We start from the raw sequence: 26,296 nt of genomic DNA, 5'->3' as shown, positions 1-26,296 counted from the left end.
CGGGCGGCACCTCGTAGTGCCGGGTTGCGTGACGTCCCTCGGCTCGGCTGCAGCGCGCGCAGCTGCGGGCAGTCGTGCCGCTGGGGCGGCACGGGTGGGCGCAGCGGCACCCCGTTGCGCCGGGGTGCGCAACGCCGCGGCCTCAGCTGCAACGCTGGGCGCGCCGGCGGCGCCTTGCGGAACGTGCAACGCCGGGGACTTACAACCGCCCGATGTCCCCCCGAGGCATCCGCGGAGCCCTTCTCGGTGGCACCCTTCCGCTCAGCAGGATCAGGCGCGCCGCGCGATGGCGTTGCCCGGTGTAGGGCTCCAGCAGGGACAGCATCACGGAGTCGTCCGCATCCCGGTCCCCGGCCAGCGCCCACCCCACGATCCCCGGCAGATGCAGATCCCCCACGGTCACCTCGTCCGGCGACCCATGGCTGCGCTGCACGGTCTCCGCCGACGTCCACGGCCCCACCCCCGGCACGAGCTCCAACCGAGCCCGCGCGGCCGGGGGTTCCATCCCCACCGCCTGCTCCAGCCGCGCAGCGACCCGTACCGCTCGCAGGATCGTGGAGGCCCGCTTGTTGTCGACCCCGGCCCAGTGCCATTCCCACGAGGGGATCAGCGCCCAGGTCCGCGGTGGTGGCATCACACACATCCGCCCGGGCACCGGCCCCGGCGCCGGTTCGCCGAACTTCCGTACGAGCAACCGCCACGCCCGATAAGCCTCATCGGTCGTGACCTTCTGCTCCAGGATCGACGGAATCAGCGACTCAAGGACCAGCCCGCTCCGCGTCAGCCGCAAGCCGGGGCGCCGATGCCGGGCCAGCGCGACGATGCGATGCCGGGGGGAGAAGAGGGAGGGGTCGTCCGAGGCGCCTAGCAGGTCAGGGAGCTGGTCGAGGAGCCAGTCCGCGCCGGGGCCCCACGCCTCGCCCCGCACCTGTGTGCCATGCGCCGACACCCGCAGCGTTCCCGGTCCGGCCGGTGTGAGGCACGCCCGCCACACCGACCCGTCCGGGGTGGTCCGGAAGGTCGGATCCCCGGGCCCCCGCCGCAACGGCCCCAGCACCAGCCCGAGGTCCAGCGGCCCGTCCGGCACCCACGTCCGGATGCGCCCCGCCGTCCGCGCCACCTGCCGCGGCACGCCCGGAGGCACGGCGACCTCCCCACCGCGCACCGTCGTGCGGGTGGGGCGGGGAGCGAAGCGTCCTGACATGAGTGGGTTCCAGGGGTAGAGGGCTGCTCTATGAGGGTAGGCGTCCAGGTGGCGTTGTCACCGCACCTCGATGAACGTCCCCGCGTCCCGCTCCGGCCGCGGTCGCGGGTCCTCCGCCGGGTGGCCGACCGCCACCGCGCCCATGGGGTCCCAGTCCGCCGGCAGCCGCAGTACCTCGCGCACCACGTCCCGGCAGAACATCGTCGACGACACCCACGCCGAGCCCAGCCGCTCCCCGGCCAGCGCCACCAGGAAGTTCTGTACGCCCGCCCCGGCGGCGACCACGAACATCTCCCGCTCGGCCCCGTCCCGCCGCGCGTCCCCGTAGGTGTGGGAGCCGTCCATGACCAGGCAGGGGACCACCAGGTACGGCGCGTTGCGCAGTACGTCCCCGCGGCGCACCCGCTTGGCGATGGATTCCTCCGTCTTGCCGTCCCGCCGCAGGTCCGCGATCCACGCGTCCCGCATCGCGTCCAGCAGCTCGGTCCGCGACTCGGGCGACTCCAGCAGGACGAAACGCCACGGCGTCGTGTGGTGCGGCGCCGGTGCCGTCACCGCCGCGGCCACGGCTCGGCGTACCGCGCCGGGGTCGACGGGCTCGTCCGTGAAGGACCGGACCGTACGCCGCTGGGTCACCGCCTCGCGTACCGCCTCCGACGTGCCGAGCCGGAACATGTCGTCACGTGCGCCCCGTACCAAGGCCCGCGCTCCTTCCCCGTCCTCCTCGGCCACCGCGTCCGGCAGGCCGCGTACGACCGCGACCGGCAGCCCGGCCGCCTTGCCCTTGACCAGGTCGCCCGCGGCGGCGAGCTCGTCGGCGGTGGCGACGACGGTGGCGCTGAGCGGATTGCCGTACGCGTCCGTGCCCCCGCGCAGATCGTCGAGTACGCGTACGCCGGCGGCGCCGATCGCCACATCCGTGAGCCCCGAGCGCCAGGGTCGTCCGAAGGTGTCGGTGACGATCACGCCGACGTTGACGCCGAGGGTGTCGCGCAGTCCGTTCCGGATCGCGCGCGCGGACGCGTCCGGGTCCTCCGGCAGCAACAGCATTGTTCCGGTGGGCGTGTTGGAGGCGTCGACGCCTGCGGCCGCCATGATCAGGCCCTGCCGGTTCTCGACGATGCGCAGGGGCCCGCGCCGGGCCACCACCCGTACCGTCTCGGCGTCGATCGCGGCCTCCCGGTCGTCCGCCTGGACGATCCGGCCCTCCGCCTTGGAGACGATCTTCGAGGTGACGAGGAGTACGTCCCCGTCGGCCAGGCCCGGTTCGGCGGCGGCGATCAGCTTGGCGAGGTCGTCCCCGGCCGCCACCTCGGGCAGGCCGGGGATCGCCCAGACGCGGTAGCCGGTCATGCGGCCCGCACCTCCTCGGCGAGCGCCAGCGCGTCGCGGGCCATCTGCGCGGCCGCCTCCTCGTCGGTCATCAGCAGGGGTACGGCCCGGCAGCGGATGCCCGCCCCCTCGACCCGCTCCACCGCGCTCGCGTCCACGGTGTCCACGAGCCAGCCGTCGAGCAGCCCCGAGCCGTAGTGCTCGGCGACCGCCGCGGCCGTGGCCTCCACGCCGACCGCCGCGAGCACCTTGTCGGCCATCCCGCGCACCGGCGCGTCCCCGACGATGGGGGAGAGACCGACCACCGGCACCCCGGCGTCGGCGATCGCCTCGCGGATGCCGGGCACGGCGAGGATGGTGCCGACCGAGACGACCGGGTTGGACGGGGGGAAGAGGATGACGTCGGCCTGCGCGATCGCCTCCAGCACGCCGGGCGCGGGCTTGGCCTGCTCGGCGCCGACCGGCACGACCGCCTCGGCGGGGACCGAGGCCCGCAGCCGTACCCAGTACTCCTGGAAGTGGATCGCCTTGCGCTCGCCGTCCAGCTCGACGGCCACGTGCGTCTCGACGCGGTCGTCCGTCATGGGGATGAGGCGGACGCCGGGCTGCCAGCGGTCGCACAGGGCTTCGGTGACCGCGCTCAGCGGGTAGCCCGCGCCGATCATCTGGGTCCGCACGATGTGCGTGGCGAAGTCCCGGTCGCCGAGGCCGAACCACTCCGGCCCCACGCCGTACGCCGCGAGTTCCTCCTTGAGGTGGAAGGTCTCGTCGGCCCTTCCCCAGCCCTGCTCCTCGTTGATGCCGCCGCCGAGCGTGTACATCACCGTGTCGAGGTCCGGGCAGACCTTCAGCCCGAAGAGGTGGATGTCGTCACCGGTGTTGCCGATGACGGTGATGTCCGCGTCCGGCACGGCCCGCTTCAGACCGCGCAGGAACCGGGCACCACCGATGCCGCCTGCCAGAACCACAATGCGCATGGGAGCAAGTGTTGCAGGCGGCTACGACAACGCGTCAGGCAGTCACCGCACGCGCCTCGCAGTGCGGGGTGGTGTGCATGGGCATCTGCGTGAGGCCCGGGTAGTAGATGTGCAGGCTCACCGCCGCTTCGAGGGCGTCGTTGACCACCTCGTGCACATAGCCCGGCGCGAACACCCGCTGCGCACCCGGCTCCAACGCGCGCGTGCCCCGCCGCGTCCGCTCGGTGAGGGTGCCGCCCAGGACGGTGAGGACGCCGGAGGAGGGGCCGTGGTCGTGCAGGCCGCTGCCCTGTCCGGGCACCCAGGACAGCAGCCAGACCTCGTAGCCGGGGCCGGTGCGCAGCCGGTGGTACCAGCGGCTGGTGGCGTCGTACTGGACGAGGTGCTCCCACTGGGAGCGGTCGGCGGCGATGGAGCGGGCCAGGCCGACGAACTCGGCGACGGTGGCCGGGTGCTCGCGCGGGGCCTGGAGCAGGTGCGGGACTTCGAGGATGTCGCCGGCGATCTGGAGGTCGCTGTCGCTGTTCATGGGGTGCGGTGGTTCCTCGGCGGGAGAGCGGAGACGCGGAAGCAACGAGAAGACAGCCGAGTCATGGCGACTCGGGGCACAGCCGGAGCGATGGGAGCGGGCTCAACAGCTGGAACAGCAACAACAGCTACAGCGAGCGTGGGCAGCACCGAGGGACCCGGCGGTGCGGGTCGAGGTGGGCGCCAAGTTCGCGAGCATGCCCACAAGAACACCGGTTCACACCCGCACTGTCAACCCGGCGCCCGATATGTGGGACATGTTTCACCTCTTCCGGTTCATCGCTGTGGTGAAAGGTTTGCTCAGTCGTTCACCGGGACACATGGCGCACAACCGGGCGCGCAAGCCGCGTTGCGATCCCGTGATCCGACTGTGATCCGGTTCGCTTCGGTGCGCGCGTCGGAACGAGATTGAGCCAGTGGACGTCCTTCCTCGTACAGGGTTCGTACTGGGTCTGTGCGAGGCCGGTGGCCGCCCGGGCCCCGACCGCGTGTCAAGGTTTATGGCGATTTGAACACTTTCCGCACGGCCTTGGTTCCGCAGAGTGAATAAGGGGCCCAATAGCAGATCTCGGCTTGACTCGCCCGGAGCAGCACACTTGTAATTTCACTCGTGTCGTTCAGCCGAAATCGGTAACGGCTACATCACGGGGACGCGAAAGACAGACGAGGGGCGCACATGACCGAGCTGGTGCAGCAACTGCTGGTCGACGACGCGGACGAGGAACTCGGCTGGCAGGAGCGCGCGCTGTGCGCCCAGACCGACCCCGAGTCCTTCTTCCCCGAGAAGGGCGGCTCGACCCGCGAGGCCAAGAAGGTCTGTCTCGCCTGCGAGGTCCGCTCCGAATGCCTTGAGTACGCCCTGGCCAACGACGAGAGATTCGGTATCTGGGGCGGCCTGTCCGAGCGTGAGCGCCGCCGCCTGAAGAAGGCGGCCGTCTGATCGAACGGCACACATCGTCTTCGTACATACGGGGCGAACGGCCCGTCGCGGGTGGGTTATCCACAGGCGGCGGGCCGTCGTCATGGGCAGCCGATAGTGTGGTCGCTCGTCCGAGACACCCCGCCGTCCCCGTACGGCACAGGTGTCCACCGCAGTCCACCGAACCGGGGCCCGTACCTCGATGTCCGTGCACAGCCACACGGCAGCCCAGCACGATGCCGCTGCCACACCAGAGTTTCCGCGTCATGTGGTGACCGCGGTCCTCGTCTCCCACGACGGCGCCCGCTGGCTGCCCGACGCGCTCGCCGGGCTGCTCGGCCAGGAGCGGCCGGTTCAGTACGTCATGGCCGCCGACACCGGCAGCGCCGACGACTCCGCCCAGCTCGTCACCGAGGCACTCGGCGCCGACCGCGTGCTGCACCTCGCCCGGCGCACCGGCTTCGGCCAGGCCGTCGAGGAGGTCAACCGCACCGCGCCCGTCCTCACCCCGGAGGACCTGCCGTACCTGAGGCGGCCGAGCGGCTGGGACCCCGTCACGCGCAGCTGGCGCGACGACGCCTATGACATGCCCGAGCTGCCGCACGGAGAGCCGGTGCAGTGGCTGTGGCTGCTGCACGACGACTGCGCCCCCGAACCGGAAGCCCTGGCAGAGCTGCTGCGGGTGGTGGAGAACGAACTCGAACTGGGCCGCGACGACGTGGCGGTGGTCGGCCCGAAGCTGCGCGGCTGGTACGACCGCAGGCAGCTGCTCGAAGTCGGCGTCACCATCGCCAACTCCGGCCGCCGCTGGACCGGCCTTGACCGCCGTGAACAGGACCAGGGCCAGCACGACCACGTCCGGCCCGTGCTGTCCGTGTCCACCGCCGGCATGCTGATCCGCCGCGATGTCTTCGAACAGCTCGGCGGATTCGACCGGCGCCTGCCCCTGATGCGTGACGACGTCGACCTGTGCTGGCGCGCCCACGCCGCCGGGCACCGGGTCCTCGTCGCCCCCGAGGCGGTCGTACGACACGCCGAGGCGGCCTCCCGGGAGCGCCGCACCGTCGACTGCGCGGGCCGCACCACAGCCTCCCCCCACAAGGTCGACAAGGCCGGCGCCGTCTACACCCTGCTCGTCAACGCCCGCACGGCCACGCTGCCCTGGGTGCTGCTGCGGCTGGTCCTCGGCACGCTCTTGCGGACCGTCGCCTATCTGGTCGGCAAGGTGCCGGGCCAGGCGGTCGACGAGATCCGGGGTCTGCTGAGCGTGCTGCTGCGGCCCGAGCGGATCGTCGCGGGCCGTCGCAGGCGTGGCCGACCGGTGGTCGACAAGGGCGAGTTGCGGCCCCTGTTCCCGCCGCCCGGCGCGACCGTGCGGGCCACCGTCGAACAGGCGGCGGGCAGCGTCGTCGGCCGCTCCGACCCGGAGGTCACCACGGGCGCCGGACGGCACGGCGGCGCGGTCGAGTCCGGGCCCGGCGGCGACGACGCGGACTTCATGGAGATCGAGCAGTTCGCCCGCCTGAAGCGCATCGCCCGCAACCCCGGCCCGATGCTCTTCCTGGTGCTGCTGTTCGTCTCACTGGTCGCCTGCCGCGAACTCCTCGGCGGCGGTTCCCTCGCGGGCGGCGCCCTGCTGCCCGCCCCCGCCGACTCCGGTGAGCTGTGGTCGCGTTACCTCGACTCCTGGCACCCCGTGGGCGCCGGTGGGGACGCGTCCGCGCCGCCGTACCTCGCGCTGGTGGCGATGCTGGGCTCGACGCTGTTCGGCTCCGCCGGCCTCGCGGTCACGGTGCTGCTGGTCTGCTCGGTGCCGCTGGCCGGGTTCACCGCGTACTTCGCCTCCCGCCCGCTCGTCGAGTCCCGGCTGCTGCGCGCCTGGGCGGCCGTCGTCTACGCCTTCCTGCCCGCCGCCACCGGCGCCCTCGCCGGCGGCCGGCTCGGCACCGCCGTCCTCGCCGTGCTGCTGCCGCTCCTCGCGCGCGCGGGCATCGCGGCGAGCGGCCTCGCGAACCCCTCGGGCGCGCGCGGCAGTTGGCGCGCCACCTGGGCGTACGCCCTGCTGCTGACGGTCACCACCGCGTTCACGCCGATCGTGTGGCCCGTCGCGCTGGTCCTCGGCATCGGCCTGCTCGCCGTGCGCCGCGGCGACATCACCGCCTACGGCCTGCGCTTCCTGACCCAGCTGGGCACACCCCTGCTGATCCTCGCCCCTTGGTCGCTGTCCCTGTTGCCGTTCGGCTTCTTCCGCGAAGCCGGTCTGGAGTACGGCGACTCGGCCGCGTCCGCCCTCGACCTGCTCGGCGCCGGCCCGGGCGGGCCCGGCACGGTCAGCGGCCTGATGCTGTTCGGCATCGTGCTGGCCGCGCTGGCCGCCCTGATGCGCCACGAGCGTCAGTCGGGAATCTGGACGGCCTGGACGGTCGCCCTGGTGGGCCTCGTCTTCGCCGTGCTGTCCAACAGCTCCGCCTGGGCCGGTCCCGCGACCCTCGTCTACGGCATCGCGCTCCTCGCGGCCGCCGCGCTGGGCGCCGAGGGGGCACGCGCGCGTGTGGCCGAGCAGAGCTTCGGCTGGCGCCAGCCGGTCGCCGCGCTGATCGCCTTCGCCTCGGCCGCGGGCCCGCTGCTCATTGCCGCCGGGTGGATGATCCGCGGCGCCGACGGACCCGTGGAGCGGCGCGACCCGGTGCAGGTGCCTGCGTTCGTCGCCGAGGAGAGCAGCACCCGCGACCAGGCCCGCACCCTGGTCCTCGACAGCGACTCCACCGCCCACGTCGGCTACACCCTGGTCCGCGGCTCCGGCGCCCGCCTCGGCGACGCCGAACTCGCCGCGGCCGACGGCGGCAACGCCGCGCTCGACAAGGTCGTCGCCAACCTCGTCGCCGGTTCCGGCGCCGACCAGGCCGACCAGCTCGGCGACTTCGCCGTGCGCTACGTCCTCGTGCACAAGGGCGCGCCCCGCGAGGTCAGCCGCGTCCTGGACGCCACACCCGGCCTGAGCCGGCTCAGCCAGCAGGACGGCAGCGCCCTGTGGCGGGTCGACCGCCAGGTCGCGCGCGCGGTCATCGTCCCGGCCTCCGGCTCGGGCGACCCGCAGCCGGTCGCCGCCGGACCCGTCGAGATCCACACCAAGGTCCCCGACGGCGCCGACGGCCGGATCCTGCGCCTCGCGGACACCGCGTCCGCCGGCTGGACCGCCACCCTCGACGGCAAGCCGCTCACCCGCACCACCGTCGACGGCTGGGCCCAGGGCTTCGAACTCCCCACCGGCGGCGGCACGCTGGACGTCACCTACGACGACCCGATCGGCCACACCGCCTGGCTGTGGGCGCAGGGCTTCCTCGCCGTCGTCCTCGTCGTGCTCGCCCTGCCCGGGCGCCGCCGCGACGTCGACGACGACCTCCCCGAGGAGCCCGCGATCCCCGCCCAGGCCGTCGCCGGCGAGGGCCGCCGCGCCCGCCGCCTGCGGGCCCAGGCCGAGGCCGAAGAGGCCGCCCGGGGCGAGGAGTTCCCGTCTCCTCCGCAGGAGGAGACCCCGGTATCGGTGCCGAACCAGCAGTCGTACGACGAGTGGGACACCGCGAGCTACGCGGGCGCGGAGTACGGCACGTACGGCGGCGAGCAGTACCAGGGCGCCGGTCAGCAGTACGCGGCGGGCGCGTACGGGCAGCCGTACCAGAACGACCAGTACCAGGCGGACCCCTACCAGGGCGGGCAGTACGACCCGTACGCGTACGGGGATTCGGCCCAGCAGGGCGCGTACGAGCAGACGTACGACCAGTACCCGCAGGGCTATGACGCGACGTACGACCCCACACAGCAGCAAGACCCGCATGGCAGCGGCAGTGAGCGCCCCGACGGGAGTCAGCAGTGAACCGCACCACCCTGTCCCTGATCGCCGGCGTCGGCGCGCTCGCCGCCGTCACCGGGTTCGCCACGCTGTCCGCCCCGGAGGCGACCGGCACGGACACCGCCAAGGCGGCGGCCCAGTTGCCGGTGGAGCGCACGAGCCTGGCCTGCCCCGCGCCCAGCACCTCCGACCTCGCCGAGACGACGTACACGTCCTTCACCCCGGTCACCGAGGGGACGGGGAGCGAGGGGAAGGGGGAGCTGAAGTCGGCCGGGGGCGGCAAGGCCGGGAAGCCCGTGCTGGAGCCCAAGGAGCCCGGCTCGCCGGTGTCCGGGGAGAGTTCGGGGGGCGAGGCGCCCGCGCTGATGGGCACGGCGGAGGGCAGGTTCGCGCCCGGGTGGACCGTGCAGGAGACGACCGAGGTCACCGCCGGTGCGGGGCGGGGGCTGCTGGGGGTCAACTGTTCGGCGCCGGACACCGAGTTCTGGTTCCCGGGTGCCAGCACGTCGGACGGGCGGACCGACTACGTGCACCTGACCAACCCGGACGACTCCGCCGCCGTGGTGGACATCGAGCTGTACGGCAAGGACGGGGCGCTGGAGTCCACGGTGGGGGAGGGCATCACGGTCGCGCCCCAGTCCAGCGAGCCGGTCCTGCTGTCGACGCTGACCGACGCCAAGGAGACCGACCTCACGGTCCACGTCAACGTCCGCAGCGGTCGGGTCGGCGCCGCGGTGCAGGCGCTGGACGACGAGGCGGGCGGCGACTGGCTGGCGGCGGCCGCGGAGCCGGCGGGGAGCCTGGTGGTGCCGGGCATCCCGAAGGACGCGACGGCGGTGCGCCTGGTCGCGTTCACGCCGGGCGACGCCGACGCCGACCTCAAGGTGCGGCTGGCCTCGCCGACCGGGCTGATCACGCCCGCCGGGCACGAGACGCTGCACGTGAAGCCGGGCGTGACGACCGCCGTCGATTTGGGAGACGTCACGCGGGGCGAGCCCGGGTCACTGGTGCTGACGCCCACGGACCAGGCGGCGCCGGTCGTGGCCGCCGTGCAGGTGGTGCGGGGCAAGGGCGACTCCCAGGAGACGGCGTTCATCCCCGCGACCCGAGCGGTGGGCACACGCGCGTCGTCGGCAGGCAACACCGAGAAGGGCGTGACCCTTTCGCTGGTCGCCCCGGGGGAGGCGGCGCAGGTCAAGGTCACGGCGTCGGCGGGCACCGAGGGGGGCACGGCGGTGTCGAAGACATACTCGGTCAAGGCGGGCACGACACAGGACGTCGAAGTGCCGGTGCCGAGCGGCCTGAAGGGTACGTACGCGCTCACGGTGGAGCCGGTGTCGGGCGGCCCGGTCTACGCGTCCCGGACCCTCACCGCGTCGCAGGACGGCGTCCCGGCATTCACGGTCCAGACCCTGCCCGACGACCGGGGGACGGTGGCCGTGCCGGAGGCGGAGCAGGATCTGTCGGTGCTGCAGAAGTAGGCGGTAAGCCGGGACCGCGCGGTGCCCGCTCAGTCCTCCCCGTACCGCGGATCAACCGTCTCCGGCGTCAGACCGAGCAGCTCGGCGACCTGTTCGACGACGATCTCGTGGACCAGCGCCGCCCGCTCGTCGCGGCCCTTGGTGCGGATCTCGACGGGACGCCGGTAGACGACCACGCGCGCGGGACGCCCCTCACGTGCCGGAATGGTGCCGCCGAGCGGTACCGCCTCGTCGTTCCACGCCCGCCCGGGCCCGTCCAGCCTCGGCACTTCGAGGACGAGGAAATCGATGTCGGCAAGCTGGGGCCACCGCCGCTCCAGGCGCTCCACGGAGTCCTGCACCAGATCCGCGAACGCCTCGGCACGGCTCGCCGCGAGCGGCACCTGAGGGGGCGCGATCGGGCCGCGCATGCCCCGGCCGTGACGATCACGGCGGCGGGGCCCGGGGCCTGCGGCGCGGGGCGGTACTCGGTTGTCCATCACTGGTGAAGCGTAGTCCTCGCGGGAGGCGCGTGCCCGGCCTCCACGCGGCATTCCGGACCTTCGCCCGCCGCCGTACGGCATGTCGCAGGATGACCATTCCAGCCAAGGTTGGGCTCGATTCCGTATCCCTCCGAGACCGGCGATCACGAGGCAATTGATGGTGTTTGTGTGCGGTGTTGACCGTTTTCGTGATCGTACGAGACACCGGACAGGCGCGTCCGTGCAGGTCAGCCGCGTGTGCCGGAAGAGACCTGTGGGACGATTCACAGCACGACACGGTGGAGTGACCTGGTGGAGAGTCGTCGCGGCCCGCTCAAGAGTGCGGTACCGTCCAACGTCGTGAGCCCTGTACGTCGCTGTTCGCGCACCGCTTGCGGCCGTCCCGCCGTAGCGACGCTGACGTACGTCTACGCCGATTCGACCGCGGTCCTCGGCCCGCTCGCCACCTACGCGGAACCCCACTGCTACGACCTGTGCGCCGAGCACTCCGAGCGCCTCACCGCCCCCCGCGGCTGGGAGGTCGTCCGGCTCCTCGACGGCTCGGCTCCGGCCCGCCCCAGCGGCGACGATCTGGAAGCGCTCGCCAACGCGGTGCGTGAGGCCGCCCGGCCCCAGGAGCGCGCGGCGCAGGCCGGTGGCGGGGGCCGCGCGGCGGACCCGATGGAGGTCGCGCGCCGCGGCCACCTGCGGGTTCTGCGTTCCCCCGACAACTGAGCAATCGGTTCCCCTCCCCTCCCGTTTTCGTTGAATCCTGCACGCCCATTGACTCGGGCTTGTCGCGGACACGACCATTCCGTCACCCGTGAGAAATCGCTTTCCGCATCGCGGAATCCGGGGAGGCGCTTGTGTACGTCCAGGAACTGGAACCCGTCGCCGGCTCGCTCGGCCTGTCCGCCCTGGTGGCGACCCTGCCCCTCGTGATCGTCCTGGTCCTGCTCGGCGGCGTGCGTATGAAGGCCCACCTGGCGGGCCTCACGGGTCTGCTGGCGGCCGTTGTCGTCGCCTGGCTCGCGTACGGCATGCCGCTGGACCAGACGGTCTCCAGCGCCGCCCAGGGGGCGGTGTTCGGGCTCTTCCCCATCCTGTGGATCGTCGTCAACGCCCTGTGGGTGTACCGGATGACCGTCCGCACCCGGCACTTCGACATCCTGCGCCGGTCGTTCGGGCGGCTGTCCGACGACCCGCGCATCCAGGCGCTCGTCGTCGCCTTCTGTTTCGGCGCCCTGCTGGAAGCGCTTGCCGGGTTCGGCGCGCCGGTCGCGATCTGCTCGGTGATGCTCGTCGCCCTCGGCTTCGAACCGGTACGGGCCGCGATCGTCGCGCTGGTCGCCAATACCGCGCCGGTGGCGTTCGGCGCCATGGGCACGCCGGTGGTGACGCTCGCTCAGGTCACGGGGCTGCCCCTGGAGGATGTCGCCTCCGTGGTGGGGCGTCAGACCCCGCTGCTGGCCCTCGTGGTGCCGCTGGTGCTGATCGGCCTCGTGGACGGGCGGCGCGGGCTGCGCGAGACCTGGGTGCCCGCCGTGGTGTGCGGAATCGCTTTCGCCGTCGCCCAGTTCGCCGCCTCGAACTACCTCTCCGCCCAACTCGCCGACATCGCCGCCGCCTTGGCGGGCGCGGGCGCCCTGGTCGCCGTACCGCAGGCGCGCAAGCCCGCCGCCGAACCCGTACGCGCGTCCGTGCTGACCGGCGTACGGAGCGAGGAGTTGGACGAGCAGGACCCGCGCGCGGAGGTCGTGCGGGCGTACGCCCCGTACGCGCTGATCGTGGCCGTCTTCTCCGTGGCGCAGATCCCGGCGGTGAAGGACTGGCTGGCCCGGGCGACGCAGACGTACGACTGGCCCTTCCTGGACGTCGTCGGCCCGGACGGGGAGCGGGTCGGCGGCAACGTGTTCACCTGGCCGATCGTGTCCACCGGCGGCACGCTCGTGCTGCTCGCGGGGGTGGGCACGGCGGTCGTGACCGGGGTGCACGCGCGCGTGGCGGTCAAGGAGTGGCTCGCGACGGTGTACGAGCTGCGGTTCGCGATCCTGACGGTGACCTCCGTGCTGGCCCTCGCCTACGTCATGAACCTCTCCGGGCAGGCGGCCACCATCGGTCACTTCGTGGCGGCGGCCGGCGCGGGGCTCGCGTTCCTGTCGCCGGTCCTCGGGTGGTTCGGTGTCGCCGTGTCCGGGTCGGACACCTCGGCCAACGCCCTCTTCGGAGCGCTGCAGGTGACCGCCGCGCGCGAGTCGGGGCTGTCGCCCGAACTGCTGGCCGCCGCCAACAGCTCCGGCGGTGTCCTCGGCAAGATGATCTCCCCGCAGAACCTCACCATCGCCTGCGCCGCCGTCGGGCTCGCGGGCCGCGAGGGGGACCTGCTGCGCAAGGTGCTGCCGTGGAGCCTGGCGCTGCTGCTCGTGATGTGTCTGATCGTGGTCGGCCAGAGTTCACCGGTGCTCGGCTGGATGCTGCCCTGACCTGAGGGTTACGGCTGGGAGTCCAGTTTCGGTCAGCACAGGTCGTTGTCGGCGGGGGCGGGTAGTTTGGGGGCACCGATAGGACTTTCAGGAGGGTTGGCCGTGGCTGCTGATCTGTCGCAGATCGTGAAGGCGTACGACGTCCGCGGGGTCGTCCCCGACCAGTGGGACGAGCCGCTGGCCGAGCTCTTCGGGGCGGCCTTCGTCCAGGTGACCGGCGCCGACGCGATCGTGATCGGGCACGACATGCGGCCCTCGTCGCCCGGGCTGTCACGGGCCTTCGCGCGCGGGGCGGCGGCACGGGGCGTCGATGTCACCGAGATCGGCCTCTGCTCCACCGACCAGCTGTACTACGCCTCGGGCGCGCTGAACCTGCCGGGCGCCATGTTCACGGCCTCGCACAACCCGGCCAAGTACAACGGCATCAAGATGTGCCGCGCGGGCGCCGCCCCGGTCGGCCAGGACACCGGCCTCGCCGAGATCCGCGAACTCGTCGAGGGGTGGAGCGAGTCGGGCGCTCCCGAGCCGGCCGCGACGCAGGGAACGATCACGCAGCGTGACACGTTGGAGGACTACGCGGCCCACCTGCGCTCGCTCGTCGACCTGACGTCCATCCGCCCCCTGAAGGTCGTGGTCGACGCGGGCAACGGTATGGGCGGCCACACGGTCCCCACGGTCTTCGCGGGCCTGCCCCTGGACCTCGTGCCGATGTACTTCGAGCTGGACGGCACGTTCCCCAACCACGAGGCGAACCCGCTGGACCCGGCCAACATCGTCGACCTCCAGCAGCGCGTACGCACCGAGGGCGCCGACCTCGGCATCGCCTTCGACGGCGACGCCGACCGCTGCTTCGTCGTCGACGAGAACGGCGACCCGGTGTCGCCGTCCGCGATCACCGCCCTGGTCGCCGGGCGCGAGCTGGCCAAGCACGGCGGCAAGGGCGTCGTCATCCACAACCTGATCACGTCGTGGACGGTCCCGGAGGTCGTGAAGGAGAACGGCGGCACACCGATCCGCACCCGGGTGGGCCACTCGTTCATCAAGGCCGAGATGGCCCGCACCGGCGCGATCTTCGGCGGCGAGCACTCCGCGCACTACTACTTCCGCGACTTCTGGAACGCCGACACGGGCATGCTGGCCGCCCTCCACGTCCTGGCGGCGCTCGGCGGCCAGGAGGGCCCCCTCTCGTCCCTGGTCGCCCAGTACGACCGCTACGCCGGCTCCGGCGAGATCAACTCCACCGTCGACGACCAGCAGGCCCGCATCGCCGCCCTCAAGTCGGCGTACGAGGGCCGCGAGGGCATCACCCTCGACGAACTCGACGGCCTCACGGTCACGGCCGACGACTGGTGGTTCAACGTCCGCCCGTCCAACACCGAGCCGCTGCTGCGCCTGAACGCGGAGGCCCGCGACGAGGCGACGATGGCGAAGGTGCGCGACGAGGCGCTGGCGATTATCCGGGGGTGAGCGGGCCTACCCGGGGGTGAGTGGAGCGGGGTGACAGCTGGGGGCCCGCCGACGGTCCGGGCCCTCAGCCACCCCCGACGATCCGGGCCCCGCGTGCCGTCCCCAACGCCCGCACACCCCGCCCCCACGGCGGTACGCTGACCAGGCACATCCGCACCACAACACACGTACCCGCACCGGTCCACACACCCGCCCAGAAGGGACCCCCCATGCCGCTCGAAGCCGGCCTCCTGGAGATCCTCGCCTGCCCGGCCTGCCACGCCCCCCTCAAGGAGCAGGACACCGAGCTGATCTGCACCGGCCAGGACTGCGGCCTGGCGTACCCCATCCGTGACGGCATCCCCGTCCTCCTCGTCGACGAGGCCCGCCGCCCGGCGTAACTGCTCGTAGATGCCCGCGCGGATCGGCCCGCCAGACGGACCGCCCGCCCGCGCGCGTGGGGCCCGCCAGACGGGACCCGCCGCCCCGCGCATCAGGCCCGCCCGACGGACCTGCCGCCCGAGCGGATCGGCCCGCCAGACGGACCCGCCGCCCGCGCGGATCGGCCCGCCAGACAGACCGCCGCCCGCGGGGATCGGGCCCCAGGACGGGACCCGCCGCCCGCACAACCGACGACCCGGCGTCCGGAGGCTGCCGCTCATGCTCGACGAATCGCTGCTCGACTCCCCGGAGGGCCTCGCCGAGGCCGACCAGCGCGGCCTGCTGCGCGGCGCCGCCGAGGCCGGTGCCCGCGTCCGCACGGCCGCCCGGCACGCCACCGAGGCCGGAGTCGGCGAGCTGAAACCCGACGGCCGCCCCCGCGCCGTCCTCATCGCCGGCCCCGGCGCCGCCGCCACCCACGCCGCCGACCTCCTCGGCACGCTGGCCGGCCCCGGCAGCCCGGTCACCCGCCTCGCCCCCACCGGCGTCGCCCCCGCCGCGGGCGCCCTGCGCTGGGAACTCCCCGGCTGGGCCGGCTCGGTCGACCTGCTGCTGATCACCACCCCGGACGGCACCGAACCCGGCCTGTCCCTGCTCGCCGATCAGGCCTACCGTCGCGGCTGCGCGGTCGCCGCCGTGGCCCCGGCCGGCACCCCGATCGCCGATGCCGTCTCAGGCGCCGCGCACGGCCTGTTCGTACCGATGGCGACCGCCCCGTACGAGCAGGACGAACCCCTCGCCGCGTCCGCCCCCGGCGTGCTGTGGGCGCTGCTCACCCCGCTGCTCGCGCTGCTGGACCGCATCGGCCTGCTCACCGCCGCGCCGGACGCGCTGGAGAAGGTCGCCGACCGCCTCGACCACATCGCCGAACGCTGCGGGCCGGCCATCGCGACGTACAGCAATCCCGCCAAGACCCTGGCCGCCGAACTCGCCGACGCGCTCCCGGTGATCTGGACGGAAGGCACCTCGGCCGGCCCGGCGGGCCGCCGTTTCGCCGCCGCGCTCGCCGAACTGTCCGGCCAGCCGGCCGTCGTGGCCGAACTCCCCGAGGCACTCGCCGCACACAGCGCCCTGCTCGCCGGCCCGCTCGCCGCCAGAGCCAACCCCGACGACTTCTTCCGCGACCGCGTGGAGGAACCGCCCGCCCTGCACGCGCGCGTGGTGCTGCTTCGCGACCGCCCGATCGGCGGCCTCACCGCCGCCCCCGCCGCCCGTGACCTGGCCCTCAGCCACGACACGCCGATCAGCGAACTGGAACCCGACCCCGGCGGCGAACTGGAGACCCTCGCAGAACTGATCGCCATCACGGATTTCGCCGCCGTTTACCTGGCGCTCGCATCGAGGGCCTGATCTGGCCCAGGACGCCGCGACCTTCCTATGCGCGTCCGCACAGAACCGGCAGAGAGAACCGCATGGACCGCCTCGACAACACCATCCGCCCCTACGCCTGGGGTTCCACCACCGCGATCCCGCAGCTGCTCGGCGTCGAGCCGACCGGCGAACCGCAGGCGGAGATGTGGATGGGTGCCCACCCGGGCGCACCCTCGCGCACCGACCGCGGCACGCTCGTCGACGTCATCGCGGCCGCCCCAGAGAAGGAACTCGGCGCGGCCGCCGTGGCCAAGTTCGGCCACAGTCTCCCCTTCCTCCTCAAGATCCTCGCCGCGGGCGCCCCACTCTCCCTCCAGGTGCACCCCAACCTGGAGCAGGCCAAGGAGGGTTACGAGGAGGAGGAGCGGCGCGGCGTCCCCGTGGACGCCCCGCACCGCAACTACAAGGACGCCAACCACAAGCCGGAACTGATCTGCGCGCTCACCGAGTTCGACGGCCTGTGCGGCTTCCGCGACCCGCACCAGGCCGCCGACCTGCTCGACGGCCTCGGCGTCGACTCCCTCAAGCCGTACGTCGACCTGCTGCGCGCCCACCCCGAGGACGCGGCGCTGCGCGAGGTCCTCACCGCCGTCCTCACCGCGGACCCCGAGGAAATGGCCCGCACGGTCGCCGACGCCACGGCCGCGTGCGCGCGTCTCGGCGGCGCCTACGCCGCGTACGCCGACCTCGCCCACCACTACCCCGGCGACCCCGGCGTGATCGCCGCCATGCTGCTCCACCACGTCCGACTCCAGCCCGGCGAGGCCCTGTACCTCGGCGCCGGCATCCCGCACGCCTACCTCAACGGCCTCGGCGTGGAGATCATGGCCAACTCCGACAACGTCCTGCGCTGCGGCCTGACCCCCAAGCACGTCGACGTCCCCGAACTCCTGCGCATCGTCCGCTTCCAGCCGAGCGACCCCGGCGTACTGCGCCCCGAGGCGTCCCCGGACGGCGAGGAGGTCTACGAGACCCCCATCGACGAGTTCCGGCTGTCCCGGTACGTCCTGCCCGAGGGCGGCACCACCCACGACCTCACCCGCGCGACCCCGCAGATCCTGCTCTGCACGGCGGGCTCCGTCCGCACGGGCGAGCACGAGCTGAGGCCCGGCCAGTCCGTCTTCGTACGGGCAGGCGAAAAGGCCGAAGTGTCCGGTACGGGAACGCTGTTCCGGGCGACCGTCGTGGCCTGATCCAGCGGGTGTGGTGACCTGGCGCGCCGCTGTCGGACCGGGCTGCAACAATGGCCCACCGGCAAAGGACCGGCAAAGCCCGCGAGCGGGCGAAGCCCTGGTGGACGGCGTACGAAGGGACAACGCGAACACATGAGCGCGTCAGGCGGCACCAAGGCGATCGTGGCGGCACTGCTCGCCAATCTGTCGATCGCGGTAGCGAAGTTCGTGGCGTTCCTCTTCAGCGGCTCGTCCTCGATGCTGGCCGAGTCGGTGCACTCGGTGGCCGACTCCGGCAACCAGGGCCTGCTGCTCCTCGGCGGCAGGAAGGCCCAGCGCGAGGCGACCCCGCAACACCCGTTCGGCTACGGGCGCGAGCGCTACATCTACGCCTTCCTCGTCTCGATCGTCCTGTTCTCGGTCGGTGGCATGTTCGCCATCTACGAGGGCTACGAGAAGATCAAGCACCCGCACGAGATCGAGCACTGGTACTGGCCGGTCGGCGTCCTCGTCTTCGCGATCATCGCGGAGACGTTCTCCTTCCGGACGGCCATCAAGGAGTCCAACGTCCTGCGCGGCCGGAAGTCCTGGAAGGAGTTCGTCCGCCACGCCAAGGCACCCGAGCTGCCGGTCGTCCTCCTGGAAGACCTCGGCGCGCTCGTCGGCCTGATCCTCGCCCTCGGCGGCGTCGGCCTGGCCCTGCTCACCGGCGACAGCGTCTGGGACGGCATCGGCACCCTGTGCATCGGTGTCCTGCTCATCCTGATCGCGCTCGTCCTGGCCGTCGAGACCAAGTCGCTGCTGCTCGGCGAGGCGGCCGGCGTCGAGGAGGTCAAGAAGATCGAGGCCTCGATCGTCGACGGCGACACCGTCACCGGCATCATCCACATGCGCACGCTCCACCTCGGCCCCGAGGAGCTCCTGGTCGCCGCCAAGGTCGCCGTCCGCCACGACGGCACGGCCACCGAGATCGCCTCCGCCATCGACGCCGCCGAGGCCCGCGTCCGCGAGTCCGTCCCGATCGCCCGCGTCATCTACCTGGAGCCGGACATCTACAGCGAGGCCGAAGCAGCCAAGGGTTCCGACCGGGAGGCATCGCCGGGCGGCCCGAGCCACAGCAGCGGCCACTGACGTCTTCCGCGTTGTCACGCCCCCGGGGGGCCCGCCGAGTGTTCGGCGGGCCCCGGTTGGTTGCGGGGGCCCGGTCGGTCGTACACGACCGGCCTTCGACTCCGATGAGCGCCAGGTCGTACACGACCAGCCCTCAACCCTTGTGAGCCCTTATGAGCGCCGCAGCTACTCGACCTCGCGCAGAACGCCCAGCACTGCCCCTTCGTCCGGCGCCGCCAGCAACCGCTCCCGGAATCCGGCATCCATCAGCTTCCGCGACAGCAGCGCCAGAATCCGCAGATGCTCATCGCCCGCGGCAACCTCCGGTACGGCGATCATGAACACCAGCCTCGCCTTCGTACCGTCCAGCGAGCCCCACTCCACGCCCTCGTCCGACCGCGCGAAACCGACGACCGGCGCGGTCACCGCGTCCGTCTTGGCGTGCGGGATCGCGATCTCCTCGCCGAGCCCGGTCGTGCCCTGCTCCTCCCGCCGCAGCGCCGTCCGCACCAACTCGTCCGGGTCGGCGACCTTGCCGCTCCGCGCCAGCAGACCCGCCATCTCCCGGATGGCGGCGTCCTTGTCCCCGGCGCCCAGCCCCACCTGCACGGTCTCCCTGGTCAGATAACCGGAGAGGACCTGGACCTCCGCACCGCCGGACGGCTCAACCTCAGCCTTCGCCTCACCGGCCCCGCCCGTCGGCTCGGCATCCCGCCTCACACCGGCAGCCGTAGCCTTGGCCACCGCCTCTCCGGATACGACGGCCCCGGCACCCGGTGCCGCCACCCCCGCCCCGACGAGCGCAGCCTCGGGCCCGGCGGCGAACCCGCCCCCGACCGGCGCCTCACCCGGCCGCGACCCCGGCCCCCGCTTCCGCTCGCCGATGCCGACAAGGCCCACGGTCGTCACCGCGGTCACCACCGTGCCGATCAGCACCGCGACGAAGAACATCGGCACCCCGCTGACCGCACCCAGCACCGCCACAATCGGCCCACCGTGCGGCACCGCGTCCTCCACCCCGGCCAGCCCCGCGACCGCACCGGCCACCGCGCCACCCAGCATGTTCGCCGGAATCACCTGCGCGGGCCGCGCCGCCGCGAACGGGATCGCGCCCTCGGAAATCCCGAAGCAGCCCATGAACAGTGCGGCCAGCCCGGTCTCCCGCTCCTGCTCTGTGTAGAGCCGCTTGCGTATCAGCGTGGCGAGCCCCTGCCCCAGCGGCATCACCGGGATCGCCGCCGCGCACATGCCCATCACGGCCTGGTTGCCGGTCGCGATGAGCCCCGCGCCGAACAGGAACGCCGTCTTGTTCACCGGCCCACCCATGTCGAACGCGATCATCAGCCCCAGAATCGCGCCGAGCAGGATCGCGCTCGTCCCGGTCATTCCGCTGAGCCAACTGGTCAGATGCTCGAACACCCAGGAGATCGGCCGACCGATGACATAGATGAAGAACAGCCCGAGCGCCGAGGTCGCGACGATGGGGATCACGATGATCGGCATGATCGGCTGCACGAACTTCGGCACCCGGACCTTCTTGATCCACAACACCAGATACCCGGCGAGGAATCCGGTCACAATCGCCCCGATGAAGCCCGCCCCCGCCTTGGAGTCGTAAAGCTCACCGGTGTTGGCGATCCACCCACCGATCATGCCGGGCACCAGCGCGGGGCGGTCGCCGATCGCGTAGGCGATATAGCCGGAGAGGATCGGCACCATCAGCGTGAAGCCGATGACACCGATGTTGTTCACATCCATCCAGAAGGAGTCCTTCGGGATGACCAGACCGCCGGACGGATCCGTGTGCCCGCCCAGCGAGAGCGAGATCGCGATCAGCAACCCGCCGACCACCACGAACGGGATCATGTAACTGACCCCGTTCATCAGCGCCTTGTACGCGACGCTCCGCTCCCTGCCACCACCGGCCGACTCCGCCGCGGCGCCGCCACGCCCGGTGTGCACCGGAGCCGACAGCACCTGCTCGATCAGCTGCTCGGGATGCCGGATGCCCTCGGCGACCCCGACCGTCAGGACCCGCTTGCCGACGAAACGGCTCAGGTCCACGTCCTTGTCGGCGGCGACGATGATGCCGTCAGCACGGCTGACATCGTTGTCATCCAGGACGTTCTCGGCCCCGATGGAACCCTGCGTTTCCACCTTCATCTCGATACCGCGGCTCTCGGCAGCCTGAGCGAGCTTCTCCGCCGCCATGTACGTGTGCGCAATCCCGGTCGGGCACGCGGTCACCGCCAGCAGCCTCAACTGCCCGCGCTCGTCACCGCCGCCCGTGGGGGGAGGACCGGCCGGACTCGTCACGTCGTTCTCCTTACACCTTCGTCACACGGAACGCCGTCCCGGACGCCCCGCACGTTCGACCGGATGCCCCGATCACCCCGCATCCTGCAACACCCACCCCACCACTCCAAGGCCCCTCCGCGAGGCGAAAAGCCCTGCTTACTCAACTTCGCCCGCGCATGTCCCCCCTTCTTCTCTGCGCTGTCGCCGCCGTGACGGCGGCCCGTTGCCGACAGCGACCTGTTGCCGTGATCGGCGTGAATTGTTCGTAGGTGGGCTGGGGACGGCTGGGCCGCCCGGTGTAGCTTGGGACGGAGTCAGACGTCGCTGCTGATGGCGGTCGGGCGGTCCTCAGCGGACCGGCCGAGGGAGAGAGGGCCTCCGACGGACTGCGCTGCGCGCACGCGGGCATGCCTGTGTGCTCTTCGGGCACCCTTGTGTCCGCCGCCGCGCAGATCAGCCGAACCCACCTCGACCCAACCACCGAGGAGCAGCCCGCAATGACCACTGTCGAGAACCGACAGGACTTCAAGGTCGCCGACCTCTCCCTGGCCGAGTTCGGCCGCAAGGAGATCACCCTCGCCGAGCACGAGATGCCGGGCCTGATGGCGATCCGCAAGGAGTACGCCGACGCTCAGCCCCTCAAGGGCGCCCGCGTCACCGGCTCCCTGCACATGACCGTGCAGACCGCCGTGCTCATCGAGACCCTGGTCGCCCTGGGCGCGCAGGTCCGCTGGGCGTCCTGCAACATCTTCTCCACCCAGGACCACGCGGCCGCCGCCATCGCCGTCGGCCCGAACGGCACGCCCGACAACCCGCAGGGCATCCCGGTCTTCGCCTGGAAGGGCGAGACCCTCGAGGAGTACTGGTGGTGCACGGAGCAGGCCCTGACCTGGCCGAACACCCCAACCGGCGGCCCGAACATGATCCTGGACGACGGCGGTGACGCCACCCTCCTGGTGCACAAGGGCGTCGAGTACGAGAAGGACGGCAAGGTCCCCTCGCCCGACACCGCCGAGTCCGACGAGCACCGCGTCATCCTCGAACTGCTCACCCGCACCGTGAGCGAGACCCCGCAGAAGTGGACCCAGCTGGCGTCCGAGATCCGCGGCGTCACCGAGGAGACCACGACCGGCGTACACCGCCTGTACGAGATGCAGCGCGAAGGCACCCTCCTGTTCCCGGCGATCAACGTCAACGACGCCGTCACCAAGTCGAAGTTCGACAACAAGTACGGCTGCCGCCACTCCCTGGTCGACGGCATCAACCGCGCCACCGACACCCTGATCGGCGGCAAGACCGCGGTCATCTGCGGCTACGGCGACGTGGGCAAGGGCTGCGCGGAGTCCCTGCGCGGGCAGGGTGCCCGCGTGATCGTCACCGAGATCGACCCGATCTGCGCCCTGCAGGCGGCGATGGACGGCTACCAGGTCACGACCCTCGACGAGGTCGTCGACAAGGCCGACATCTTCATCACCACGACCGGCAACAAGGACATCATCATGGCCTCGGACATGGCCAAGATGAAGCACCAGGCGATCGTGGGCAACATCGGCCACTTCGACAACGAGATCGACATGGCCGGCCTCGCCAAGGTCCCCGGCATTGTCAAGGACGAGATCAAGCCGCAGGTCCACACCTGGACCTTCCCGGACGGCAAGAAGATCATCGTCCTCTCCGAGGGCCGCCTGCTGAACCTGGGCAACGCCACCGGTCACCCGTCGTTCGTGATGTCCAACTCCTTCGCGGACCAGACCCTGGCCCAGATCGAGCTGTTCACCAAGCCCGACGAGTACCCGACCGACGTCTACGTGCTGCCCAAGCACCTGGACGAGAAGGTCGCCCGTCTCCACCTCGACGCGCTCGGCGTGAAGCTGACCACGCTCCGCCCCGAGCAGGCCGAGTACATCGGCGTCAAGGTCGAGGGCCCGTTCAAGCCGGACCACTACCGCTACTGAGTCCGCAGCCGGCCCGCTGAGCCGCGCGCCCGTGCACTGACACGCGGCTCAGCAGCAGGTCCTCCGAGACAGGCCCCCGCACCCCCGTGCCGGGGGCCTGCCTCTTTGACGCGGACCAGCCGTCACCGACCCAGCTGTCACCGACTTGTCGCGGCGAACCGGACCAGCCCGTCACACCCCAGGACCCTCATGCCCCGCGGCCGCTATTCGCTCCACGATCCGCACGATCACACCCCCCTCGCAGAAGAGCACTTCCACTGCGCCCCCGGTCCTTCCGGCTGGCGCTACGTCTCCCAGCTGACCACCCCCTCGGGCGATCACATCGGCTCCGTCGACCTCGCCCTCGACGAACTCGGCCGCCCCATCCGTCTCGAACTCCACGCGGCGGGCTGGCAGGTGCGCGGCGCCGCCCTCGACGGCGTCACCTGGGTCCGTACCGACCCCACCGGCACCGATGCCACGGAAGGCAATGTGCGCGCCCACGCCTTCACCGGCACCTCCCCCGCGTTCCTCATTGCCACCACCCGTCTGCTGCGCCTCACCCCTTCCAGTTCCGCAACTCGCGTACGCCTCGTCGCCTTCACAGACCCGGTCCTCGCCCCGCGCACCGTGGACCAGTCCTGGGCACTGCTGAAAAGAGAAGCACACGGCACTGACAACGGCCCCCTGACCGTGGACGAATACCAGGTCACAGCCCTGGACACGGGCGAGCAGCACCTCGTACACATCGCCGGAGACGTGGTGCTCGCGGCCCCCGGCATCGAGCTGGAGGATCTGGACTCGCCGCCGTCTGTCTTTCCTTGAGCGGGGGCCTTTCTTTGAGCGGGGGCCTTGCCGAAGGAGAGTCGGCATCAAGGCCGGGCAGACGCGGCATCGAGGCCGCGGGCCCTGCGGCCGCGCGGGCTTACGCGGGTGGCACGAACCCGGTCGCGGGACGATCCGTGTCGGGCGACTGCCCGCCCTGCTGCGGCCCGGGCGGCGGCGCCTGCGCCGGGCCTTCGGGACGGCGTCCGGGCTGCGCTGCTTCATATCCGGGATGTGCTGGCGTCGGGAAACGCTCGGCAGGTGGCGGAGCGGCGACAGGGGTGTGCGCACCAGGCGCCGTACTACGCCCGTACTGCCCATCGTGGCCAGGACCACCCGCACCGGCCCCGTTCGCGTGGGTCCGCCGAATCTCCCGCGCCTGCCGCTCCTGCACCACCGCGGCCAGGTAGGCGGCCGGCGGTATCCCCTGCGGTACCGGAGCACCCGTCCGCTCCGCGAGATCGGCGGCGAGCCGTTCCGCCATGGCCCCGCCGACCTGGGGGTCGAGCTGCTGCATGCGCGTCAGGTACTGCCGTATGGCCAGCCACAGCCCATCCGGGACCGCCGACAGATCGAGTCCCGAGAAACGCCCGGCCAGCCAGGGCGGTGGCGGAGGCACGAAACGCGCGCGGGCGGCGGGTATCCGTTCCCGCACGACGAGAGTCCCCGCGAACACATCCCCGAGCCGGCGCCCACGCTCCGACACGAGCGACGCGATACAGGCGATGACCCCGAGCGTCAGCAGGATCTCGACGACGCCGATGGCCCCCCGCACCAGCGCATGGCGGAACCGGATCGGCCCGCCGTCGTCACGCACCACCCGCAACCCGAACGCCATCTTTCCCAGCGACCGCCCATGACTGAGCGTCTCCACGGCGATCGGCGCGCCCACCAGAACCAGCAGAAACGTTGCGATGGAGATCGCGATCTGAGCAGCCTCGTCCAAGGAGGCCGTGGAGATCACCAGCACTATGGTCACGATCATGTACGCGGCAAAGGCCACGATCAGATCCAGCAGGACGGCCAGCGCCCTGCTGGGCAGCCTTGCAGGGCGCAACTCCAGCGCCACCGCCTCGCCCGTCACCAGCTCACTCACGCCCGCCGTCCTTCCCCTGGCCTGCCCCGAGAACGGCCAGTCTGCCAAGCTGAGGGCACCGAGCATCGCAGTACGACAAGCTGATACTCACGACGGGCCCGCCGACGAGCAGCCGAGGAGCAGGCAAACCGATGGACCTCGACGTCTTCATCTCCGCCCACCGAGCGGAATGGGACCGCCTGGAGGACCTGCTCCGGCGCCAGCGCCGCCTCACCGGCGCCGAGACCGACGAACTCGTCGCGCTCTACCAGCGCACTGCGACTCATCTTTCCCTGATCCAGTCCAGCGCACCTGATCCCCAGCTGACCGGGCGCCTCAGTCAACTGGTGGCACGCGCGCGTAGTGCGGTGACCGGCACCCGACGCGCCTCCTGGCGCGATGTCACCCGCTTCCTTGCATACGGCTTCCCCGCTGCCGTCTACCGATCGCGCCACTGGTGGGTTCCCACGGCACTCCTGTCGATTCTCGTCGCGGCGCTCCTCGGCTGGTGGATCGGTACGCACCCAGAAGTCCAGGCCACCATCGCCGCGCCCAGCGAGCTACGCGAGCTCACCCGCCCCGGCGGCGAGTACGAGAGCTACTACTCCAGCCACCCCGCGGCATCCTTCGCCGCCCGTGTCTGGACGAACAACGCCCAGGCCGCCGCCATATGCCTGGTCTTCGGCGCCTTCCTGGGCCTCCCTGTCCTCTGGATCCTCTTCCAGAACATGCTCAACCTGGGCATCGGCTTCGGCCTGATGTCCTCGGCAGGCCGCCTCGATACCTTCCTCGGCCTCGTCCTCCCGCACGGGCTGCTGGAGCTGACAGCGGTCTTCGTAGCCGCCGGCACCGGACTGCGCCTCGGCTGGACGGTGATCGACCCAGGCCCGCGCACGCGCAGGAAGGCCCTCGCCGAAGAGGGCCGAGCCGCCATCGGCATGGCGATCGGACTTGCCCTGGTCCTGTTCATCGCCGGCGCGATCGAAGGCTTCGTCACCCCGTCGGGCCTGCCGACCTGGGCCCGCATCGGCATCGGCATCGCCGCCGAGCTCGCCTTCCTCGCGTACGTCTACGTGCTCGGACGGCGTGCCGCCCGTGCCGGGGAGACGGGGGACGTGGATGCGTCCGAGCGCAGCGCCACGGTGCCCACCGCCGCGTGATGTGCGGACAGGCCTGCGGGACTGCTAGTCTCCTCTTCGCCCCACAGGAGCCGTTGACACGGAGCATGTGGGGAGGTAGATTCAAACAGTTGCCTGGACTGGACCTCATCCGGTCGGCACCTTGAGAACCTGCTCGCTTCTCGGAACACCTGCTCCGCAGAAGCTACCCCGATGAATCGGAATGGACGGCCGGTCTGACCGGCACGAAACCTCTGATAAAGTCGGAACC

General features: G+C 71.7%; 20 protein-coding genes. 13 read left to right on the top strand and 7 right to left on the bottom strand.

The genetic code is table 11. The annotated features are described in order from the left end of the window. Window positions 1-199: 199 nt before the first annotated feature. From SSP24_RS38920 to SSP24_RS38905, 4 genes are read right to left on the bottom strand one after another with little or no spacing between them, the layout of a single operon-like run. Window positions 200-1,204 (bottom strand): DNA-3-methyladenine glycosylase family protein, encoded by a 1,005-nt coding sequence (locus SSP24_RS38920; protein ID WP_141315440.1) that lies wholly within the window; start codon window positions 1,202-1,204, stop codon window positions 200-202. Between the two features lie 57 nt (window positions 1,205-1,261). Continuing rightward, a complete protein-coding gene (locus tag SSP24_RS38915) occupies window positions 1,262-2,557 on the bottom strand; it encodes a coenzyme F420-0:L-glutamate ligase (protein WP_141315438.1) in 1,296 nt (431 codons plus the stop codon). Next, a complete protein-coding gene (gene cofD, locus SSP24_RS38910) occupies window positions 2,554-3,513 on the bottom strand; it encodes a 2-phospho-L-lactate transferase (RefSeq protein ID WP_141315435.1) in 960 nt (319 codons plus the stop codon). The genes SSP24_RS38915 and cofD overlap by 4 nt, the downstream gene beginning before the upstream one ends. A gap of 34 nt (window positions 3,514-3,547) precedes the next feature. Continuing rightward, the gene (locus SSP24_RS38905; RefSeq protein ID WP_141315433.1) at window positions 3,548-4,042 is read right to left on the bottom strand and encodes a cysteine dioxygenase; all 495 of its coding nucleotides are present in this window, start codon (window positions 4,040-4,042) and stop codon (window positions 3,548-3,550) included. A 675-nt stretch (window positions 4,043-4,717) separates the two neighbouring features. On the opposite strand from SSP24_RS38905, the gene SSP24_RS38895 reads away from it, so the two are divergent. From SSP24_RS38895 to SSP24_RS38885, 3 genes are all read left to right on the top strand, one after another. Next, entirely contained in the window at window positions 4,718-4,981 is a 264-nt protein-coding gene (locus SSP24_RS38895) for a WhiB family transcriptional regulator (protein ID WP_003975777.1), read from the top strand. A 181-nt stretch (window positions 4,982-5,162) separates the two neighbouring features. Then, on the top strand, window positions 5,163-8,834 hold the full coding sequence (locus SSP24_RS38890) for a glycosyltransferase family 2 protein (RefSeq protein ID WP_141315429.1): 3,672 nt from the start codon (window positions 5,163-5,165) through the stop codon (window positions 8,832-8,834). Next, a complete protein-coding gene (locus SSP24_RS38885; RefSeq protein ID WP_141315428.1) occupies window positions 8,831-10,291 on the top strand; it encodes a DUF5719 family protein in 1,461 nt (486 codons plus the stop codon). The genes SSP24_RS38890 and SSP24_RS38885 overlap by 4 nt, the downstream gene beginning before the upstream one ends. A gap of 29 nt (window positions 10,292-10,320) precedes the next feature. On the opposite strand, the gene SSP24_RS38880 is transcribed toward SSP24_RS38885, so the two are convergent. After that, window positions 10,321-10,770 carry a metallopeptidase family protein gene (locus SSP24_RS38880; RefSeq protein WP_174864792.1) on the bottom strand — a complete coding sequence of 150 codons (450 nt, stop codon included), beginning with the start codon at window positions 10,768-10,770 and terminating at the stop codon, window positions 10,321-10,323. Window positions 10,771-11,064: 294 nt separating this feature from the next. On the opposite strand from SSP24_RS38880, the gene SSP24_RS38875 reads away from it, so the two are divergent. From SSP24_RS38875 to SSP24_RS38845, 7 genes are all read left to right on the top strand, one after another. Further along, complete coding sequence (locus SSP24_RS38875) at window positions 11,065-11,487, top strand: DUF3499 domain-containing protein (RefSeq protein ID WP_053760356.1); 423 nt, start codon at window positions 11,065-11,067, stop codon at window positions 11,485-11,487. A gap of 131 nt (window positions 11,488-11,618) precedes the next feature. Beyond that, on the top strand, window positions 11,619-13,235 hold the full coding sequence (locus tag SSP24_RS38870; protein ID WP_141315425.1) for an L-lactate permease: 1,617 nt from the start codon (window positions 11,619-11,621) through the stop codon (window positions 13,233-13,235). Between the two features lie 102 nt (window positions 13,236-13,337). After that, on the top strand, window positions 13,338-14,702 hold the full coding sequence (locus SSP24_RS38865; protein WP_141315423.1) for a phosphomannomutase/phosphoglucomutase: 1,365 nt from the start codon (window positions 13,338-13,340) through the stop codon (window positions 14,700-14,702). Between the two features lie 209 nt (window positions 14,703-14,911). Further along, a complete protein-coding gene (locus tag SSP24_RS38860; RefSeq protein WP_086773532.1) occupies window positions 14,912-15,082 on the top strand; it encodes a Trm112 family protein in 171 nt (56 codons plus the stop codon). A gap of 259 nt (window positions 15,083-15,341) precedes the next feature. Beyond that, window positions 15,342-16,472, top strand: a complete 1,131-nt coding sequence (locus tag SSP24_RS38855; RefSeq protein ID WP_141315421.1) for an SIS domain-containing protein — start codon at window positions 15,342-15,344, stop codon at window positions 16,470-16,472. A 62-nt stretch (window positions 16,473-16,534) separates the two neighbouring features. Further along, a complete protein-coding gene (gene manA / locus SSP24_RS38850; RefSeq protein WP_141315419.1) occupies window positions 16,535-17,686 on the top strand; it encodes a mannose-6-phosphate isomerase, class I in 1,152 nt (383 codons plus the stop codon). 132 nt (window positions 17,687-17,818) lie between these two features. Next, window positions 17,819-18,796: a cation diffusion facilitator family transporter gene (locus tag SSP24_RS38845; protein WP_141315417.1), complete on the top strand. Its 978-nt coding sequence runs from the start codon at window positions 17,819-17,821 to the stop codon at window positions 18,794-18,796. 165 nt (window positions 18,797-18,961) lie between these two features. Here the strand turns inward: SSP24_RS38845 and SSP24_RS38840 are convergent, their stop codons facing one another. Continuing rightward, the gene (locus SSP24_RS38840) at window positions 18,962-21,091 is read right to left on the bottom strand and encodes a fructose-specific PTS transporter subunit EIIC (RefSeq protein ID WP_141315415.1); all 2,130 of its coding nucleotides are present in this window, start codon (window positions 21,089-21,091) and stop codon (window positions 18,962-18,964) included. Between the two features lie 479 nt (window positions 21,092-21,570). Between SSP24_RS38840 and ahcY the strand changes: the two genes are divergently transcribed. Then, a complete protein-coding gene (gene ahcY, locus SSP24_RS38835) occupies window positions 21,571-23,028 on the top strand; it encodes an adenosylhomocysteinase (RefSeq protein WP_141315413.1) in 1,458 nt (485 codons plus the stop codon). A 189-nt stretch (window positions 23,029-23,217) separates the two neighbouring features. Next, window positions 23,218-23,832, top strand: a complete 615-nt coding sequence (locus SSP24_RS38830) for a hypothetical protein (RefSeq protein WP_141315411.1) — start codon at window positions 23,218-23,220, stop codon at window positions 23,830-23,832. 100 nt (window positions 23,833-23,932) lie between these two features. On the opposite strand, the gene SSP24_RS38825 is transcribed toward SSP24_RS38830, so the two are convergent. Next, the gene (locus tag SSP24_RS38825; RefSeq protein ID WP_141315409.1) at window positions 23,933-24,928 is read right to left on the bottom strand and encodes an RDD family protein; all 996 of its coding nucleotides are present in this window, start codon (window positions 24,926-24,928) and stop codon (window positions 23,933-23,935) included. A 131-nt stretch (window positions 24,929-25,059) separates the two neighbouring features. Between SSP24_RS38825 and SSP24_RS38820 the strand changes: the two genes are divergently transcribed. Further along, window positions 25,060-26,067, top strand: a complete 1,008-nt coding sequence (locus tag SSP24_RS38820) for a stage II sporulation protein M (RefSeq protein WP_141315407.1) — start codon at window positions 25,060-25,062, stop codon at window positions 26,065-26,067. Window positions 26,068-26,296: the final 229 nt, after the last annotated feature.

It is taken from the genome of Streptomyces spinoverrucosus, from assembly GCF_006539505.1.
Lineage (GTDB): Bacteria > Actinomycetota > Actinomycetes > Streptomycetales > Streptomycetaceae > Streptomyces > Streptomyces spinoverrucosus.
Note: the sequence above shows the minus strand (reverse complement) of the source record. Positions and strands in the feature narration are given on the sequence as shown.